Source organism: Candidatus Arsenophonus triatominarum (assembly GCF_001640365.1).
Lineage (GTDB): Bacteria > Pseudomonadota > Gammaproteobacteria > Enterobacterales > Enterobacteriaceae > Arsenophonus > Arsenophonus triatominarum.
This window is the reverse complement of record NZ_LWMI01000011.1, coordinates 24,617-41,125: the sequence shown is the minus strand read 5'-3', so window position 1 is coordinate 41,125 and position 16,509 is coordinate 24,617. Positions and strand designations below refer to the sequence as shown.

19 protein-coding genes and 2 pseudogenes are annotated in these 16,509 nt (G+C 35.9%); 13 read left to right on the top strand and 8 right to left on the bottom strand.

The window, feature by feature from the left end:
* The first annotated feature begins 294 nt into the window (after positions 1 to 294).
* The 9 genes from AYJ55_RS35905 (at position 295) to AYJ55_RS10900 (ending at position 7,900) form a co-directional block, all read left to right on the top strand.
* On the top strand, positions 295 to 495 hold the full coding sequence (locus tag AYJ55_RS35905) for a hypothetical protein (RefSeq protein ID WP_063656358.1): 201 nt from the start codon (positions 295 to 297) through the stop codon (positions 493 to 495).
* The gene (locus AYJ55_RS10935) at positions 492 to 902 is read left to right on the top strand and encodes a hotdog fold thioesterase (protein WP_063656356.1); all 411 of its coding nucleotides are present in this window, start codon (positions 492 to 494) and stop codon (positions 900 to 902) included. Before AYJ55_RS35905 ends, AYJ55_RS10935 begins: the two co-directional genes overlap by 4 nt.
* Positions 903 to 1,215: 313 nt before the next feature.
* The gene (gene sufA / locus AYJ55_RS10930) at positions 1,216 to 1,587 is read left to right on the top strand and encodes a Fe-S cluster assembly scaffold SufA (RefSeq protein ID WP_187153238.1); all 372 of its coding nucleotides are present in this window, start codon (positions 1,216 to 1,218) and stop codon (positions 1,585 to 1,587) included.
* Between the two features lie 12 nt (positions 1,588 to 1,599).
* Positions 1,600 to 3,099, top strand: coding sequence for a Fe-S cluster assembly protein SufB (gene sufB, locus AYJ55_RS10925; RefSeq protein WP_063656352.1), 1,500 nt, complete (start codon positions 1,600 to 1,602; stop codon positions 3,097 to 3,099).
* Between the two features lie 44 nt (positions 3,100 to 3,143).
* Positions 3,144 to 3,884, top strand: a complete 741-nt coding sequence (gene sufC, locus AYJ55_RS10920; protein ID WP_063656492.1) for a Fe-S cluster assembly ATPase SufC — start codon at positions 3,144 to 3,146, stop codon at positions 3,882 to 3,884.
* Positions 3,865 to 5,184: a Fe-S cluster assembly protein SufD gene (gene sufD / locus AYJ55_RS10915; protein WP_063656350.1), complete on the top strand. Its 1,320-nt coding sequence runs from the start codon at positions 3,865 to 3,867 to the stop codon at positions 5,182 to 5,184. The genes sufC and sufD overlap by 20 nt, the downstream gene beginning before the upstream one ends.
* A 1-nt stretch (position 5,185) precedes the next feature.
* Entirely contained in the window at positions 5,186 to 6,442 is a 1,257-nt protein-coding gene (gene sufS / locus AYJ55_RS10910) for a cysteine desulfurase SufS (protein WP_063656348.1), read from the top strand.
* Positions 6,443 to 6,473: 31 nt separating this feature from the next.
* Positions 6,474 to 6,902 (top strand): cysteine desulfuration protein SufE, encoded by a 429-nt coding sequence (gene sufE, locus AYJ55_RS10905; RefSeq protein WP_063656346.1) that lies wholly within the window; start codon positions 6,474 to 6,476, stop codon positions 6,900 to 6,902.
* A gap of 80 nt (positions 6,903 to 6,982) precedes the next feature.
* Positions 6,983 to 7,900: a L,D-transpeptidase family protein gene (locus AYJ55_RS10900; protein ID WP_162505478.1), complete on the top strand. Its 918-nt coding sequence runs from the start codon at positions 6,983 to 6,985 to the stop codon at positions 7,898 to 7,900.
* Positions 7,901 to 8,077: 177 nt separating this feature from the next.
* On the opposite strand, the gene AYJ55_RS10895 is transcribed toward AYJ55_RS10900, so the two are convergent.
* A complete protein-coding gene (locus AYJ55_RS10895; protein ID WP_063656344.1) occupies positions 8,078 to 8,314 on the bottom strand; it encodes a major outer membrane lipoprotein in 237 nt (78 codons plus the stop codon).
* 247 nt (positions 8,315 to 8,561) lie between these two features.
* Here AYJ55_RS10895 and AYJ55_RS28720 point away from each other — a divergent pair, with 247 nt between their 5' ends.
* Positions 8,562 to 8,771, top strand: coding sequence for a hypothetical protein (locus AYJ55_RS28720; protein ID WP_162505477.1), 210 nt, complete (start codon positions 8,562 to 8,564; stop codon positions 8,769 to 8,771).
* A gap of 238 nt (positions 8,772 to 9,009) precedes the next feature.
* Positions 9,010 to 9,444, top strand: a pseudogene (locus AYJ55_RS10890) (transposase); the annotation flags it as partial.
* Between the two features lie 545 nt (positions 9,445 to 9,989).
* Here AYJ55_RS10890 and pykF read toward each other — a convergent pair.
* From pykF to sodB, 3 genes are all read right to left on the bottom strand, one after another.
* Positions 9,990 to 11,402 carry a pyruvate kinase PykF gene (pykF, locus tag AYJ55_RS10885; RefSeq protein ID WP_063656340.1) on the bottom strand — a complete coding sequence of 471 codons (1,413 nt, stop codon included), beginning with the start codon at positions 11,400 to 11,402 and terminating at the stop codon, positions 9,990 to 9,992.
* A gap of 422 nt (positions 11,403 to 11,824) precedes the next feature.
* On the bottom strand, positions 11,825 to 12,034 hold the full coding sequence (locus AYJ55_RS28715) for a hypothetical protein (RefSeq protein ID WP_162505476.1): 210 nt from the start codon (positions 12,032 to 12,034) through the stop codon (positions 11,825 to 11,827).
* Positions 12,035 to 12,226: 192 nt separating this feature from the next.
* Positions 12,227 to 12,808, bottom strand: a complete 582-nt coding sequence (gene sodB, locus AYJ55_RS10880; protein ID WP_063656338.1) for a superoxide dismutase [Fe] — start codon at positions 12,806 to 12,808, stop codon at positions 12,227 to 12,229.
* 244 nt (positions 12,809 to 13,052) lie between these two features.
* On the opposite strand from sodB, the gene AYJ55_RS10875 reads away from it, so the two are divergent.
* Positions 13,053 to 13,400, top strand: a complete 348-nt coding sequence (locus AYJ55_RS10875; RefSeq protein WP_063656336.1) for a Grx4 family monothiol glutaredoxin — start codon at positions 13,053 to 13,055, stop codon at positions 13,398 to 13,400.
* 72 nt (positions 13,401 to 13,472) lie between these two features.
* Here AYJ55_RS10875 and rnt read toward each other — a convergent pair whose 3' ends face one another.
* On the bottom strand, positions 13,473 to 14,114 hold the full coding sequence (gene rnt / locus AYJ55_RS10870) for a ribonuclease T (protein WP_063656334.1): 642 nt from the start codon (positions 14,112 to 14,114) through the stop codon (positions 13,473 to 13,475).
* Between the two features lie 118 nt (positions 14,115 to 14,232).
* A complete protein-coding gene (gloA, locus tag AYJ55_RS10865; protein WP_063656332.1) occupies positions 14,233 to 14,643 on the bottom strand; it encodes a lactoylglutathione lyase in 411 nt (136 codons plus the stop codon).
* An 853-nt stretch (positions 14,644 to 15,496) separates the two neighbouring features.
* Here gloA and AYJ55_RS25830 point away from each other — a divergent pair.
* Positions 15,497 to 15,643 (top strand): annotated as a pseudogene (locus AYJ55_RS25830) (hypothetical protein); the annotation flags it as partial.
* A gap of 22 nt (positions 15,644 to 15,665) precedes the next feature.
* Here AYJ55_RS25830 and AYJ55_RS10860 read toward each other — a convergent pair.
* Both AYJ55_RS10860 and AYJ55_RS10855 read right to left on the bottom strand, forming a co-directional pair.
* Positions 15,666 to 16,154 (bottom strand): IS630 family transposase, encoded by a 489-nt coding sequence (locus AYJ55_RS10860; RefSeq protein ID WP_063653499.1) that lies wholly within the window; start codon positions 16,152 to 16,154, stop codon positions 15,666 to 15,668.
* Complete coding sequence (locus AYJ55_RS10855) at positions 16,123 to 16,488, bottom strand: IS630 transposase-related protein (protein WP_063653415.1); 366 nt, start codon at positions 16,486 to 16,488, stop codon at positions 16,123 to 16,125. Before AYJ55_RS10855 ends, AYJ55_RS10860 begins: the two co-directional genes overlap by 32 nt.
* Positions 16,489 to 16,509 lie beyond the last annotated feature (21 nt).

Here is a 16,509-nt window from a genome sequence, read left to right as displayed (position 1 = left end):
AACTTATTGTAATTTAAACAAATTTACACGTTTTAGTAACTTGCAAATTAACCATTGCTTTTAAGCCATTTCTGGAATTTTATATGCCTGTGCGAAACTCGTGTTAAATTAGTTAATTAGTGGCTGATGACAGTATTAGCGCCAAAGCCAGTAGCGAAGTTAACGGCTAAAAAATGGTATCTATTAGGGCATTGTACCGAAATGTCATAGTTAGTTGATAGTGCTCAGCAATGGATTAAAATTTTTGCTCAGTTTGGTCGTCAACTTATTAATGTTAATGTTGGTTGTTGCGGCATGGCAGGAACTTATGGTCATGAGGTTAAACATCTAGCTAATTCAAAGGGAATTTATGCCTTATCTTGGGGAAATCGATTACAAAAATTACACAAAACACGTTGTCTAGCAACAGGTTACTCTTGTCGCAGTCAAGTAAAACGAATTGAAAATGAAACAATAAAACATCCTTTACAAGCGTTATTGGAGATATTTAAATGATTTGGCAACGTTCTTATACCCTCGAAGAAATTAATAGTTGGAGTGGTAACAGTATGTTATCCCATTTAGGGATTGTTATGTTAAGTATCAGTGATGATACTATTGAAGCAACAATGCCGGTTGATCAACGTACCATGCAGCCGTTTGGATTACTACATGGTGGTGCTTCGGTGGTATTAGCCGAATCGTTAGGCTCGATAGCTGGTTATCTCTGTACTCAAGATAATCAAAAAGTAGTTGGTACCGAAATTAATGCTAGCCATATTAGGCCGGTATCTTCAGGAAAAGTCCGCGGTGTATGTAGTACAATTCATTTAGGTCGCCGGCAACAAGTCTGGTCGATAAAAATCTTTGATGAACAATTAAGACTAAGTTGTATTTGTCGTTTGACAACAGTAATCATTTAATGGTTAACATTTAAGGATAACTAAACGACAAAAACTCGATGATTTAGCGATACTTTGTTCGTCACGTTAAATATTGCTGAATTTGCGAGTTAATTTTATTTTTTTAATATTTATCAATATGTTAATCTGATTGATAAATTGAAAATCGTAAAATAAACGCCATTTTTTGCTGAAAAAACACTCTAATTAAAATATCCGCTTAAAATAAATAGTTGAAGTGAGAAATGTTATCATTACCATATATATATTAAGCAAAAAAAGTCTAGTTACATTGATAGTGTAATCTAGTCAAAATATTAGTTTCGTGAGGTCAATAATGGCAGAGCATGTTGATACTTTTTCTTTGAATGAAACAACTTGGCAGGGCCTTACCATAACCGATAAAGCAGTTGCTCAAATTCTTAAATTAATGAAAAAAAATCCTGCTAGTCAGGGATTATCTCTTAATATCAAGCAATCAGGTTGTGCAGGATTTGGTTATGTCATTGCATTGATAGATAATCCAACTAAAGAATATTTGCTGTTTGAAAATAATGGCGCCAAACTTTTTGTTCCTCTAAAAGCAATGCCATTTATTGATGGTACTGAGGTTGATTATGTTCGTGAGGGACTTAATCAAGTATTCAAATTTAATAATCCTAAGGCTCAACACGCTTGTGGTTGTGGTGAAAGCTTTGGTATTTAAGTGAATTAAATTATGTCACAGCGTAATATAGAAATTAGTGATGATGTTCAACAATGGTTAGCGGAGCATCGTTATAAAGAGGGTTTTTTCACTCAGGTTGCAACGGATGAATTAGCTAAAGGTCTCAATGAAGAGGTCATCAAAGCTATTTCAGCCAAACGTAATGAACCTGATTGGATGTTGCAGTTTCGTTTAGAGGCTTATCAACATTGGTTGGGTATGGAAGAACCACACTGGCTTAAAGGCTATTATCCTGATTTAAACTACCAGCAATATAGTTATTATGCAGCGCCATCCTGCAATAGTTGCGATGATACTTGTCAAACTGAAACTGATTCATCGGCAGCGGGTGGGGGTGAGCATAGCAATAATTATCTGACCGCCGAAGTTGAAGAAGCATTCAATAAACTTGGTGTACCAGTCCGTGAGGGTAAATCGGTTGCGGTAGATGCTATTTTTGACTCTGTTTCTGTTTCAACAACTTATCGTAGCGAATTAGCGAAACTTGGTATTATTTTTTGCTCTTTTGGTGAAGCTATCCAACAGTATCCTGAGTTAGTAAAAAAATATATTGGTACGGTCGTTTCTAATCGAGACAATTTTTTTGCGGCATTAAATTCTGCTGTCGCTTCTGATGGGACATTTGTTTATGTGCCAAGAGGGGTTCGTTGCCCGATGGAATTATCAACCTATTTTCGTATTAATTCGGCTAAGACCGGTCAGTTTGAGCGCACTATCTTGATTGCTGATGAAGGTAGTTGCGTTAGTTATATTGAGGGATGCTCTGCTCCGGTGCGAGATAGCTATCAATTACATGCTGCGGTAGTTGAAGTTATTATTCATAAAGATGCTGAAGTAAAATATTCTACCGTACAAAACTGGTTTTCAGGTGGTGAAAGTGAAACCGGTGGCATTTTAAACTTTGTCACCAAACGCGCTTTATGTGAGGGAGAGAATGCTAAAATGTCCTGGACACAGTCTGAAACAGGTTCGGCTATTACTTGGAAATATCCCAGTGTTATTTTGCAAGGGGATAATTCGGTGGGGGAATTCTTTTCAGTGGCATTAACCAATGGTAATCAACAGGCTGATACCGGTACAAAAATGATCCATATTGGTAAGAATACGCATTCCACCATCATCTCCAAAGGGATCTCAGCCGGTCGTAGTCAAAATAGTTACCGCGGTTTAGTAAAGATTTTACCGACGGCAGAAAACGCCAGAAATTATACCCAATGTGATTCTATGTTAATTGGCACTCAATGTGGCGCGCATACTTTTCCTTATATTGAAGTAAAAAATAGTAGCGCACAGTTAGAGCATGAAGCTACAACATCTCGTATTGGTGAAGATCAACTCTTTTATTGTTTGCAACGAGGTATTAGTGAGGATGACACCATTTCCATGATCGTAAATGGTTTCTGTAAAGATGTCTTTTCTGAATTACCATTAGAGTTTGCCGTTGAAGCACAAAAATTGTTAGCAATTAGTTTGGAACATAGTGTGGGTTGATGGTTCCTATTAAAAGAATACTCAGTTATTCAAAGGCCAATGAAATGTTAAGTGTTAAAAATTTAAATGTTAGTATTGAAGGTAATCAAATTCTTAACGGATTAAATCTAGAAGTAAAAGCGGGTGAAGTACATGCAATCATGGGGCCTAATGGATCAGGCAAGAGTACATTATCAGCGACACTGGCAGGACGTGAAAAATATCAAGTAGAACAGGGTGAAATTCTATTCAAAAATAAAAATTTGCTTGAGTTATCGCCGGAAGAACGTGCAGGTGAAGGTATATTTTTAGCCTTTCAATATCCGGTGGAAATTCCTGGCGTAAGTAATCAATTTTTCTTACAAACCTCGGTTAATGCAGTAAGAGAGTATCGTAAGCAGCCACCACTAGATAGATTTGATTTTCAGGATTTTATTGAAGATAAAATTGAACTACTTGATATGCCGAAAGATTTACTTACTCGATCAGTTAATGTCGGTTTCTCTGGTGGAGAAAAAAAGCGCAATGATATTTTACAGATGGCAGCGTTAGAGCCTGAGTTATGTATTTTAGATGAAACCGACTCGGGTCTTGATATTGATGCCTTAAAAGTTGTGGCTAATGGCGTGGACTCACTTCGTAGCGCTGAAAGAGCTTTTATCATCGTCACTCACTATCAGCGTATTTTGGATTATGTACAGCCTGATTTTGTTCATGTTCTCCATCAAGGCAAAATTATTCAATCAGGTGATTTTACCTTGGCCAAAAAACTGGAGGTACAAGGCTATGGCTGGCTTATTGACTAACAGTGAAAGAGCAGAAAAACAGCAGCAAGTCACAAAGTTAAATCAACAGGCGCTAAAAAGCTTTGCGGCACTTTTTTATGCCAGTAAAAGAGCAAATGAAAAACAAGCTCAGGCCTATTGGCAGCAGGTAGAAAAAATTGGTTTTCCGCCATTTCGTCATGAAGAGTGGCATTATACGCCGTTGGCAAAAGTACTTAACGCTCAATACCAATTAAATAGTGATAAAGTTAACACAATTACTGCTGAGCAATTAAAACAGCTGGCTATCTCCCTTGAGGGCTGGCGAATTGTTTTGTTTGATGGATGTCTTATCCCTGCCTTAAGTAGCGATAACTTTGGCCCTTATCAGATTCAAATGATGGATGCGCAGGCAAAGCTTCCGGCGCCTATCGTGACCGATGAAATATTCCTGTATTTAACTGAGAGTCTGGCTGCTCAACCCCTAATGATTAAATTGGCCGCTAATCAACAGGTAGAAAAACCGCTTTATATATTGAATATTACCTCTGGTTCAAATCACCATGATTATGTTAATACTAGTCACTATCGCTGTCATTTAGAGATTGGTGCTAATTGCAAATCGCAAGTTATTGAACATTTTGTTTCTGTTGATGATAAGCCGCATCTGACAGGCAGTCGATTGACCGCTAATATTGGTGATAATAGTCATTTTAGTCATATCAAACTTAGCGTTGAAAACAACCAAAGTCACCATTTTGCCCATAATGACATCTTGTCAGGTCGAGATAGTCAAATAAACAGTAGCGGTATTTTTATCGGCTCAGCATTACTTCGCCATCATACCAGTGTGAAATTAAATGGAGCGGGTAGCAGATTAACACTCAATAGCTTATTGTTGCCACAAAATAGAGAAATTGTTGATACCAGAACTTATCTTGAACATAATCAGCCATTTTGTGAAAGTCGCCAGTTGCATAAAACGATCGCGCAAGATGAAAGTAAAGCTGTTTTTAATGGTATGGTTAAAGTTGCGCCACAGGCATTTAAAACCGATGGCCAAATGACAAATAATAACTTGTTATTAGGTAAACAAGCCGAAATTGACACCAAACCGCAGTTAGAAATTTATGCTGATGATGTTAAGTGTAGTCATGGCGCTACAGTAGGCCGGATTGATGATGAACAGCTGTTTTATTTACGTTCACGGGGTATTCATCTCAATGATGCAAAACATATGATTATGGTGGCCTTTGCAGCTGAAGTCATCGAAGCTATTGATAGTGAAGGTGTAAGTAACAAGGTAATGGATATTATTCGGCAACGCTTGGCAGGGATTTAATATGACATTTTCAGTGGCATCCATTCGCAAAGATTTTCCTATGCTGGCAGAAAAAATTAACGATCAACCGTTGGTTTATTTGGATAGTGCTGCCAGTGCGCAAAAACCGCTTCAAGTGATAGAAAAGGAAAGGCAATTTCTTTGTCATCACTATGCGGCGGTACATCGAGGGATCCATCGCTTGAGTAGTGAAGCCACGGCGATGGTGGAAAATGTTCGTCAGCAAGTCGCTGATTTTATTCATGCTGCTAATGCTGAAGAAATTGTTTTTGTTAAAGGAACAACGGAAGGCATAAATTTAATTGCTAATAGTTATGGACATGGTTTTATCAAACCAGGCGATAATATTATCATTAGCCAAATGGAACATCACGCTAATATAGTTCCTTGGCATCTGCTTGCAGGCCAGATTGGTTTTGATATTCGTATATTACCTATTGATAATGATGGGAAATTAATTTTTGAACAATTAGATAGGTTAATCGATAGCCGGACGCGATTACTCTCTTTTACCCACATGTCGAATGTTTTGGGAACCGTTAATCCAGTAAAACAGATTATTGCTTATGCGCGCCAATGTGCAGAGCAAAAAGCAGCACAATTGCATGTTTTGCTTGATGGTGCGCAAAGTATTGTGCACCAAATGATTGATGTCCAAGATTTAGATTGTGATTTTTATGTTTTTTCCGGTCACAAACTGTATGGGCCTACTGGTATTGGTGTTTTATATGGCAAAAAGGCCTTATTAAATGCTTTACCACCTTGGCAAGGTGGGGGAGCCATGATTGATAAAGTGAGTATGACGTTATCTGAGCCAGCAATAATAAATATCACTTACGAAAAGGCGCCATCGCGATTTGAAGCAGGCACACCCAATATCGTTGGCATTATTGGTTTAGGTGAGACATTACGTTATGTTAATAATATTGGTTATCAACAAATATCTGCTCATGAAACTGCATTAATGCAGTATGCTAATCATCGTTTAAGTACGGTAAACTCTTTGCGTCTTTACGGCTCAGATGAGCGCCAAGGAGTTATTGCCTTCAATTTAGGCGAGCATCATGCTTATGATGTCGGTAGTTTTTTAGATAATTATGCGATTGCAATACGGACAGGCCACCATTGTGCGTTGCCATTGATGGATTTTTATCAAGTACCAGCTATGTGCCGAGCTTCGCTCGCGGTTTATACTACTAAAGAAGAGATTGATATTTTGGTTGAAAAACTACAACATATTGAAAAATTACTAGCTTAATCTGTTTTAAAGTACATATAAGGGTAGAATGATGTCAGCCTTACCTGATGAGAATAAATTGTTGCGTAATTTTTCACGTTGTCAAAACTGGGAAGAGCGATATCTTTATTTAATTGAATTAGGGGAAAAATTATTACCTCTTAGCGATAGACAAAAACAAGTGAAAAATCAGGTCTCAGGTTGTCAAAGCCAGGTTTGGATTGTTATGGAGCCAGATAGTGACGGTAGGATCCAATTTGCTGGTGACAGCGATGCTTCTATAGTTAAGGGTTTGATTGCATTAGTAATAATTATTTTTCAAAATAAAACCGGACAACAAATTTTGATCACAGATAGCAAAGCATTTTTTCAAAAATTGTCATTGGAGCAGCATTTAACGCCATCAAGAAGCCAGGGATTGCATGCTATGATCAGAACAATCCGCCAGCGAGCCGAAAAAATTATCCAATCAAGCACTTAAACATTTAGTTAACTACTGATATTATTAAAGTGACGCTTATTCATCAGATAAACTTTGTACGTTCCTTAGGAGGAAAAAGTATGAAGAGAATTCTATTTTTTATCGGTTTGTTGTTTTTAAGCGGGCTGACTTTCAATGTCAGTGCTGCTGAATACTCCTTGCCATCCACTACAGCACGCTTAATTGGAGAAAATAGTCATTATGTGGTGCCTAATGATGGGCGTCCACTGGAAGCTATTGCAAGTGAATTTCAGATAGGTTTGCTGGGTATGTTGGAAGCTAATCCAGGAACCGATCCTTATTTACCTAAAGCGGGTAAAACATTGATTATTCCATCACAAATGTTATTACCTGCGACTAAGCGTGATGGTATCATCGTTAATTTAGCCGAATTGCGACTGTATTATTTTCCTAAAGGAAGCAATAAAGTCATGGTTTACCCTATTGGTATCGGCCAATTGGGCGCCAATACTCCTAAAATGGTGATGACTGTTAGTCAATTAATTAAAAATCCAACCTGGACACCGACGCCGAATATTCGTAAACGTTATGCTGCCGATGGCGTTATTTTGCCGGCGGTATTTCCAGCAGGGCCTGATAATCCTATGGGGCTTTATGCCTTGCGATTATCTTATGGTAAGGGACAATATTTGATCCATGGTACTAATGCCAATTTTGGTATTGGATTACGTGTTAGTTCCGGTTGTATTCGTTTAAGACCTGAGGATATAGAAGCATTATTCTACTCTATACCGGTAGGAACTCGCGTACAGGTAATTAATGAACCGATTAAGTACTCTAAAGAGCCAGATGGAAGCTATTACATCGAAGTTCACCAACCATTATCTAAACGTGAATCTGATGATCCGCAAACGATGCCATTAGTATATAGCAATGAGTTTAAGGCATTTTTGCAACAACCTGGTATTGATCAGAGATTAGTTGCTCAAGCCGTAGAACGTCGCTCAGGAATGCCGGTTAGGGTAAATAAGACCTAATAAATTAATATTAGATGGCGATGTATTATGAGTAGATTTACTCTATTTTATAAAAAATAGTGAATTAATTAATGATCAGATAATGGTATTATTAAAAATTAGTTGTATGTAATAAATAATAAGGCACCCATCGGGTGCCTTATTATTATATCGAGTGATCCGTTAAATGCAATTGGATTACTTTTTATATCTACGAACTTGATTATCCAAACGTTGATTAGCACGAGCAGCTTCATCTTTAGCAGTCTGAACATCAGTACGTAATGACTGAACGTCATTGGATAGTTGATCGACTTTACCGTTTAACGTTTGTACATCTGAGGACAGTTTGTTAATTTGGCTACTGTTTGAACAGCCTGCTAACAAAGCAGAAGCCAGAATGATAGAGCCTAGTACAACTTTAGTACGCTTCATTATATTACCCTCTAGATTTATGTTAATCTCCAAGTAGCAAGGTAAGTATTACACATTCCTAGTAAAACAGAGAATAAATTTCTGTCTCTAACTTTGAATTATTAGATTTTTTTCAAATTCAGGCAGAATACTTACTTATTCTTATGCTAGTACTTAATTATAATATTTTCTACTTAAACACGAGTTTCGCAAGCTCCGAAAAAGAAGTATAAAGTTCAAAACAAGAAAAAATTAGGATGTTTATATTTTGTCAGTTTATCCATGCATTAAAGATATCTACAAAACATTCTTACAAGTAAGCAGTGTAAGATACTCTGGTTTGGCGTTATCAGAAGTAAGCCCATCGCTTTTATCTCATGACACTGTTAGCCGATGGCTAAAAAGTAGATGTTTTCGACCTAAAGACTTATGGCGATTAGTTCAACCTTCTATAGACAAAAAAGCCCTTGGGTACTAATTGCCGATGATACATTGATTGCCAAAACACGTAATAGAAAATAGACACGAGTTTCGCAACAATAAAAAAACGCTCTATTTTTAAGTTTAATTCAGCATAATATATTAAATAGACAAAATCTTATAAATTAAAAGCAATTTATTGTAATTTAAACAAATTTATACGTTTTAGTAACTTGCAAATTAACCATTGCTTTTAAGCCATTTCTGGAATTTTATATGCCTGTGCGAAACTCGTGATAGAGATGGTCCATTATCAATATTCAGGTAATGAACATGATGTTATTGCTGGCATAGGTTTAGTTAATTTACGTTGGCATAATCTAACAACTGTTGAATCAATTCCTATTGATTATCGTATTTATGATAAAGATTCTGATGGAAAAACAAAAAACACGCACTTTTCCGAAATGCTCGCTCTTGCTAAAAAAAGAGGGATCATACCAGAAGCGGTAGTGATGGATGCCTGGTATTCTAGCCTGGACAATCTGAAATCAATTCGCTCTCATGGTTGGGTCTGGGTAACCACGCTGAGAAAAAACAGGATTGTTAACCATAACAAACAACTGAACAAGTTAGACATCTCAGAAGAAGAAACTCCAATACACTTACGAGGCTACGGTTGGGTGACTGTTTTCAAATTTACAGCCAAAAACGGCTGTATTGATTACATACACGAGTTTCGCACAGGCACATAAAATTCCAGAAATGGCTTAAAAGCAATGGTTAATTTGCAAGTTACTAAAACGTATAAATTTGTTTAAATTACAATAAATTGCTTTTAATTTATAAGATTTTGTCTATTTAATATATTATGCTGAATTAAACTTAAAAATAGAGCGTTTTTTTATTGTTGCGAAACTCGTGAAGACAATAAATTTGTTTGTTTTTTGTTCATTTTGGTTGAGTAGACGGCAATTTTTAATTATCTCATGGCGTTATTTTGTCAATTATTTTTTACTGCAGATATAAAATAAAATTAACGCGATAACAGTTATTTTTTAAATAACATGTCGATTATGATCTTTTGGGCTGGAAATATTATTTTTTGGCTAATAGAATGCGTCTTAAATAAATGCTCAATGGCAAAAATGATTAATAGGTTTTTTGATTATAAATTACCAATATTAGATATTAGCGCTCTAATTTTTCTTTATTAAAAAAAGAAAAAATAAATTCCCCACTATTTTATTTGGAGGAATTTATTTGGCTAATAGAATTATAAGATATGGACAGATGAGGTATTTGTTGTACCACTTGGCACTAATGCACCTGAAACCATAACAACAACTTCACCTTTTTCGGCCATATTATTGGCTAAAGCAACTTGTTTACCAATACGATAAAAATCGTCTGTAGAGGCAATTTCTTTGACTAGTTGTGGAATAACGCCTTTAACTAATAATAATTGACGGGCAGTTTCTTCATTAGTTGTTAAAGCAAGGATCGGTGCTGTTGGAAAATATTTGCGTACTGATTTTGCTGATTTACCGCCATAGGTTGCCACGATAATCAATTGAGAGTTTAACTTTTCCGCCATTTCAACCGCACCACGACAAACTGCTTCAGTAATGCGTAATTTTTGGTTTATTTTACTATTATCAATGCGGCTTGGCATAACACGATCGGTACGATCGCAAATAGTCGCCATAATTTTTACCGCTTCGATAGGATATTTTCCTTTCGCGCTTTCACCAGATAGCATAACGGCATCTGTACCGTCTAAAATAGCATTAGCAACATCACCGGCTTCAGCACGAGTAGGGCGGGGATTTTTGATCATCGAATCTAACATTTGGGTGGCCGTAATGACAATTTTACGGGCATCAACGCATTTTTCGATCATCATTTTCTGCGCAAAGATAACTTCTTCAACCGGGATCTCGACGCCAAGATCACCACGTGCCACCATTATCCCATCAGAGGCTTCTAAAATTTCATCGAAGTTATTTAATCCTTCTTGGTTCTCAATTTTAGAGATTATTTGGATATTTTTACCACCATGCTGCGCTAGATGGGCGCGGATTTCTTCTACATCAGCGCGTTTACGGATAAAGGAAGCAGCAACAAAATCAACGCCTTGCTGGCAACCAAAAATCAGATCTTGTTTATCTTTTTCCGCCAGTGCAGGTAAGCCAATTGAAACGCCAGGTAAATTAACGCCTTTATTTTCACCTAAATCGCCATTATTAAGTACCCGACAGATGACATCATTAGTGGTAACGGATAAAACTTCCATGCCAATTAAGCCATCATCAACCAGAATAGTATTACCTGGTTTAAGGTCACCAGGTAAACCGGTGTAGGTCACAGCAACCCGGTCTTGATTACCAATCACTGAGGTGTCGGCGGTAAAGGTAAAATTTTGTCCAGCGATTAGCGATACATCGTTCCCATCTTTAAGCCGCATTGTGCGGATCTCTGGCCCTTTTGTATCTAATAATATCGCAGCCTGTTGGTTTTTTGGGCTACAGACAGCACGTAGATTTTTAATGCGTTGACCATGTTCTTCATGATCACCATGTGAGAAATTTAGCCGCATGACATTCATGCCAGCATTAAGTAATTGTGAGAGTTTTTCTTCAGATTCAGTTTTAGGGCCGATAGTACAAACAATTTTGGTTTTTTTCATGACAATTAATCTACAGGTTTTATAGCAGTATTTTATTAATTAATTGCGGTGTTTATATCAGTTTTTTGTTTTGATATAGGTTATACGCCGTAACGAATAGCTAAAAATCCACTGGTATTTAATAACGATAAAGCAAGTGGCACAAGTATAAATATCATGCCTTATTATTGCAACTGGCCACTAAATTGTCAGTTGAATCATTTGAATGATATATAACTCATTATGATATTGTAGTTATTACTATTCATGCTATCAACGAGAAATTAATACACGAGTTTCGCATAGGCATATAAAATTCCAGAAATGGCTTAAAAGCAATGGTTAATTTGCAAGTTACTAAAACGTATAAATTTGTTTAAATTACAATAAGTTGCTTTTAATTTATAAGATTTTGTCTATTTATATATTATGCTGAATTAAACTTAAAAATAGAGCATTTTTTTATTGGTGCGAAACTCGTAGGCAATAAGAGCAGCAGAATATCGGGCAATTTTAAGGGAAAACTCAGCGCTTACTGTTAATGATGAAGCTGAAATGCCAAATGAAAGCATTTCTTTAGTTAGAGCACCAATTGAAGATGATGATCCATCAATTAACTGAGCAATAGACGAATAATTAAGAGAAAAACTCACAGTTATGTAGCGGCTAGGTCAATGATAAAATTCGTTTATTTACTAACCTAGTATTATAAATAATGTAATTTATGATGGTATTTAATATTAATTATGTAATTGCTGTTCGTGACAATATTTAATAACAGCCATAGCCAGGAGCCTGTTATGGCTGTTTAACTTTTAACGCTTTTTCAAATCATATCCAATAAATTATGGCAACAAATTTTGTTCGACAAATTGCCAGTTAACCAGCGACCAAAAGTTTGTCAAATATTCTGCCCGTGCATTACGATAATCAATGTAGTAAGCATGCTCCCATATATCAACAGTCAGTAATGGTTTATCATCACCGCTGACTGGTGTTGCGGCATTAGAAGTATTGACGATAGAGAGCTTTCCATTTGCCTGTTTGACTAACCATGTCCAGCCTGAACCAAAATTTTTAATCGCCGCATCGGTAAACTGCTGCTTAAATTTTTCAAAATCAGCAAAATGTTGATTAATGACCTCAGCTATTTGACCTGTTGGTTTGCCACCGGCATTAGGCGCTAAGCAGTGCCAATAAAAGGTATGGTTCCAAACTTGGGCAGCATTATTAAAAATGCCTCCATGTGCGGTTCTTATAATTTCTTCTAATGATTTACCCTCAAAGTTAGTCCCTTTAATTAAATTATTTAGATTATTGACATAAGTGCTATGGTGTTTGCCATAATGGTATTCTAACGTTTTTTGAGAAATATGGGGCTCTAAAGCATTTTTAGCATAAGGTAATGGCGGTAATTGGAAAGACATTGCAGACTCCTTTTTTATTCGTATCGCACAACCAGTTGATAAATAAAAAATATAAACATATTGAAATTATCATTTTTTATATAGATAACTTGATAATTATATTAATCAGTTTTTATTAAATACGATTGGAACATAATAAAGATAGCAGCAAAGGGTTATCAAGTATTGATAGAAAATGGTATTCTATATCAATGTTATGTTCGCGTAGTGCAAAATAATAGATTTAGTTTTTAAGGAAGTAACAATGACGACAATAGAAAAAATTGAACGCCAGGTAAAAGAAAATCCAATCCTTTTATACATGAAAGGCTCACCTAAATTTCCAAGCTGTGGTTTCTCTGCCCAGGCGGTTCAAGCCCTTTCTGCTTGTGGTGAACGCTTTGCTTATGTAGATATTTTGCAAAACTCTGATATTCGTAGTGAGTTACCTAAGTATGCAAACTGGCCAACATTTCCTCAGCTATGGGTTGATGGTGAGCTAATTGGCGGTTGCGATATCATTATTGAAATGTATCAGCAGGGTGAATTACAGAAATTGGTCACCGCGACTGCCGATAAATATCGCACTTCAGAACAGCCTGGCGCTGAGTAGCTAAATAACCCTTATAAAATAAATAGTTAATTAGAAGGCAGTAAAATTATGCGTTACCACTGCCTTTGATTATTAATCGGTTATTAGTGGCCAGCCACCTAATTTTTTCCATTTATTGACGATTTCACAAAACAGTAATGCCGTTCTATCGGTGTCGTAAAGAGCACCATGCGCCTGTTTGCCGTCAAAGGGGATCCCTGCGGTATAACAAGCTTTAGCTAAAATTGTTTGACCAAAAACCAGCCCGCTGAGAGTTGCGGTATCGAAAGTCGCAAAAGGGTGGAACGGATTACGTTTTAGATTTGCTCGTTGAGCGGCAGCCATGATAAAACTATGATCAAAATTGGCATTGTGGGCAACAATAATTGCCCGATTGCAATCATTATTTTTAATGCCTTTTCTAACCATCTTAAAAATTGCATGTAAAGCGGTATACTCATCGACAGCGTTACGTAAAGGATTAGTTGGGTCGATGCCAGTGAAAGCGAGTGCAGTTGCTTCTATATTTGCTCCTGCAAAAGGTTCAACATGGAAATGGAGTTTTTCATCAATCTCTAACCAACCCCCTTGATCCATTTTTAGCGTCATAACCGCAACTTCTAATAGCGCATCTTGTTGTGCATTAAACCCACCAGTTTCTACATCGATAACGACAGGATAATAACCTCGAAAGCGCTTTGCCAGCGTGTTAACACCATTTTTTTTATTAGACATTTGCTTAAGACTTTATACTTGAGAATAAAGACATTATGCCAAATTTTGGCTAAAGTGCATAAAATTGGCTTAAGTATAGAAAATGTATGGATAGATGCTCGATCAATGACGAAAAGCGTCAGTTACCTAGGGCATTATTGGCATTTTTATTTTCAATCAATTCAATTTGATAGCCATCAGGATCTTCCACAAATGCAATAATCGTTGAGCCACCTTTTACTGGTCCTGCTTCGCGCGTCACCACCTTGCCGCCTGTTCGCCTTATGCTACTACAGGTATCTGCAACATTATCAACGCCTAATGCAATGTGACCAAAGGCGGTACCCATCTGATAATGCTCAACACCACAATTATAGGTTAATTCGATTATGGCACTTTTACTTTCATCGTCAAAGCTGACGAAGGCAAGGGTGTATTTGTACGTAGGATTTTCACTTGTGTGTAATAGACGCATACCTAATATTTCAGTATAAAAATGAATTGAGCGTTGGAGATCGCCAACCCGTAACATGGTATGAAGTAAGCGCATATAAGCCTCTTTTTAAGTTTAAAAACCATTCATTACTGATATTAATATAACGTGAACCTTACTATTATTTCAATTTATATAGTTGGTTTATTAATTAAAATTTACAATATAATTGATTGCGTTACTTTAGTGTCAACTGTTGACGGTTTAAAAATATCGTTCAGTTAGCTTTATAGTAGCTATTCAATTATAACTAATCGCTGATGTTGTTATAAGCTATTTGTTATCATAATATTGTAAACTGAACGGATATTTTTCATTTACAGGTTATGCATTACTAATGCATAACAATTGTTTTTTTATTATCGCTAGTGGTCAATGTATTAATTTATTACCTGGCTATAATTTTTATTTTCAAATTATTTGCTGACTTATTAGCTTATTTTATTTGGTATTATTTATTTAAGATATAATATGGTTTTATTAGTTTTTTTCAACTTTCAGGTAATTTATTAAAAATCAATATAGACTTAGTATCTAAGTATAGCTGAATAAATGCTTTTAAAAATATTTATAATAACTTGTTTTATAATGATTTTTATTTTTTATTGTCTATTTTTTGCAAATTAAAAATAATATTAATATAAAAACATATAGAATAGAATTTAGATGAAAGCTATTCTTATAAGGATATTTAACTAATAGCCTTTTGTTTTATATAGTAAATAAGTGGGTAATGATTAGAACACTAATTAAGTCAACTTAATATACTAATAATGAAATATAAGTTTATATATTATTATGTTAAATATCTTTACCCATTTCTATATTAATATCTTAGTGAATAGAAATAGATATATGTTTCTGGGATATCAATTGGCAATTTAATAATTATAGATGTAGATGGTATTCTATTTTTAAGAAGGAACAATTGGAATCAAGAATAGGAGCTGATCTTGCGCGTTTAGTTCGAGTCTGGCGGGTATTGATTGATCATCGTCTGAAACCATTAAAGCTCACCCAAACTCATTGGGTAACCTTATATAACATTAGCCAGTTATAGCTAGGCGACTTAATTTTGATTACAGCATATGTATTAAAAACAGGTCATCGATAGTGCATCCTGTTTCCATCTTTTTACGTTTAGCTTGAGACCATTTATGTTCTATAGGATTTAAATCTGGTGAATACACAGGCAAATATTCTATCTGGTGTCCTGCGTTTATAATTGCCTGTTCAATATTCTTACCTTTGTGAAAGCTAGCGTTGTCCATAAAAATAACAGAATTTTCAGGAAGTTCTGGGAGCAATATTTTTGTGATCCAAACATAAAAAACATCACGATTAATATTGCAATCAAATAATCCGATAGCAAAAAGGGTTGTTCCCAATAAAGCGCCAATAACATTTGTTCTTCCCTTAGCACCCCAGTTTTTCAGGCCAAAACAACGGTGACCTTTTGGGGAATAGCCGTGAGTTCGTGGAGTGTCATGTGAAAAACCACTTTCATCAATAAAAACAACAGATTTATCTTTTTTTTCATACTGTTGTCTTTTTTGCTGATGTGCCAGCCTGTCGCTTTCGTTGGTTTTTGGATGGAATAGAGTTTTTTTTATAGGTTAATCCCAGCTTTTTAAGGGATTGCCAAATAGTCTTTTTACAAACACCGAATCGCTCTGCCCGTTCCTTTTGGTAAGCATCTGGATACTGTTCCACATCTTTTGCTAAAGCATTTTTATCGAGCTTCCTCTTACGTGGCGTTGAATTTTTTGGCTCTGGTCGTTTAAGCCAACGTACTAAAGACGCTTTTCCAATACGGAATTGTTTCGCAGTTTCTCGAATTGTTAAACCTTCGGCTTTCCTTACAGATATTACTTTACGTCGAAAATCAATTGTATAACTCATAACACACCTTGTAATCAAAAT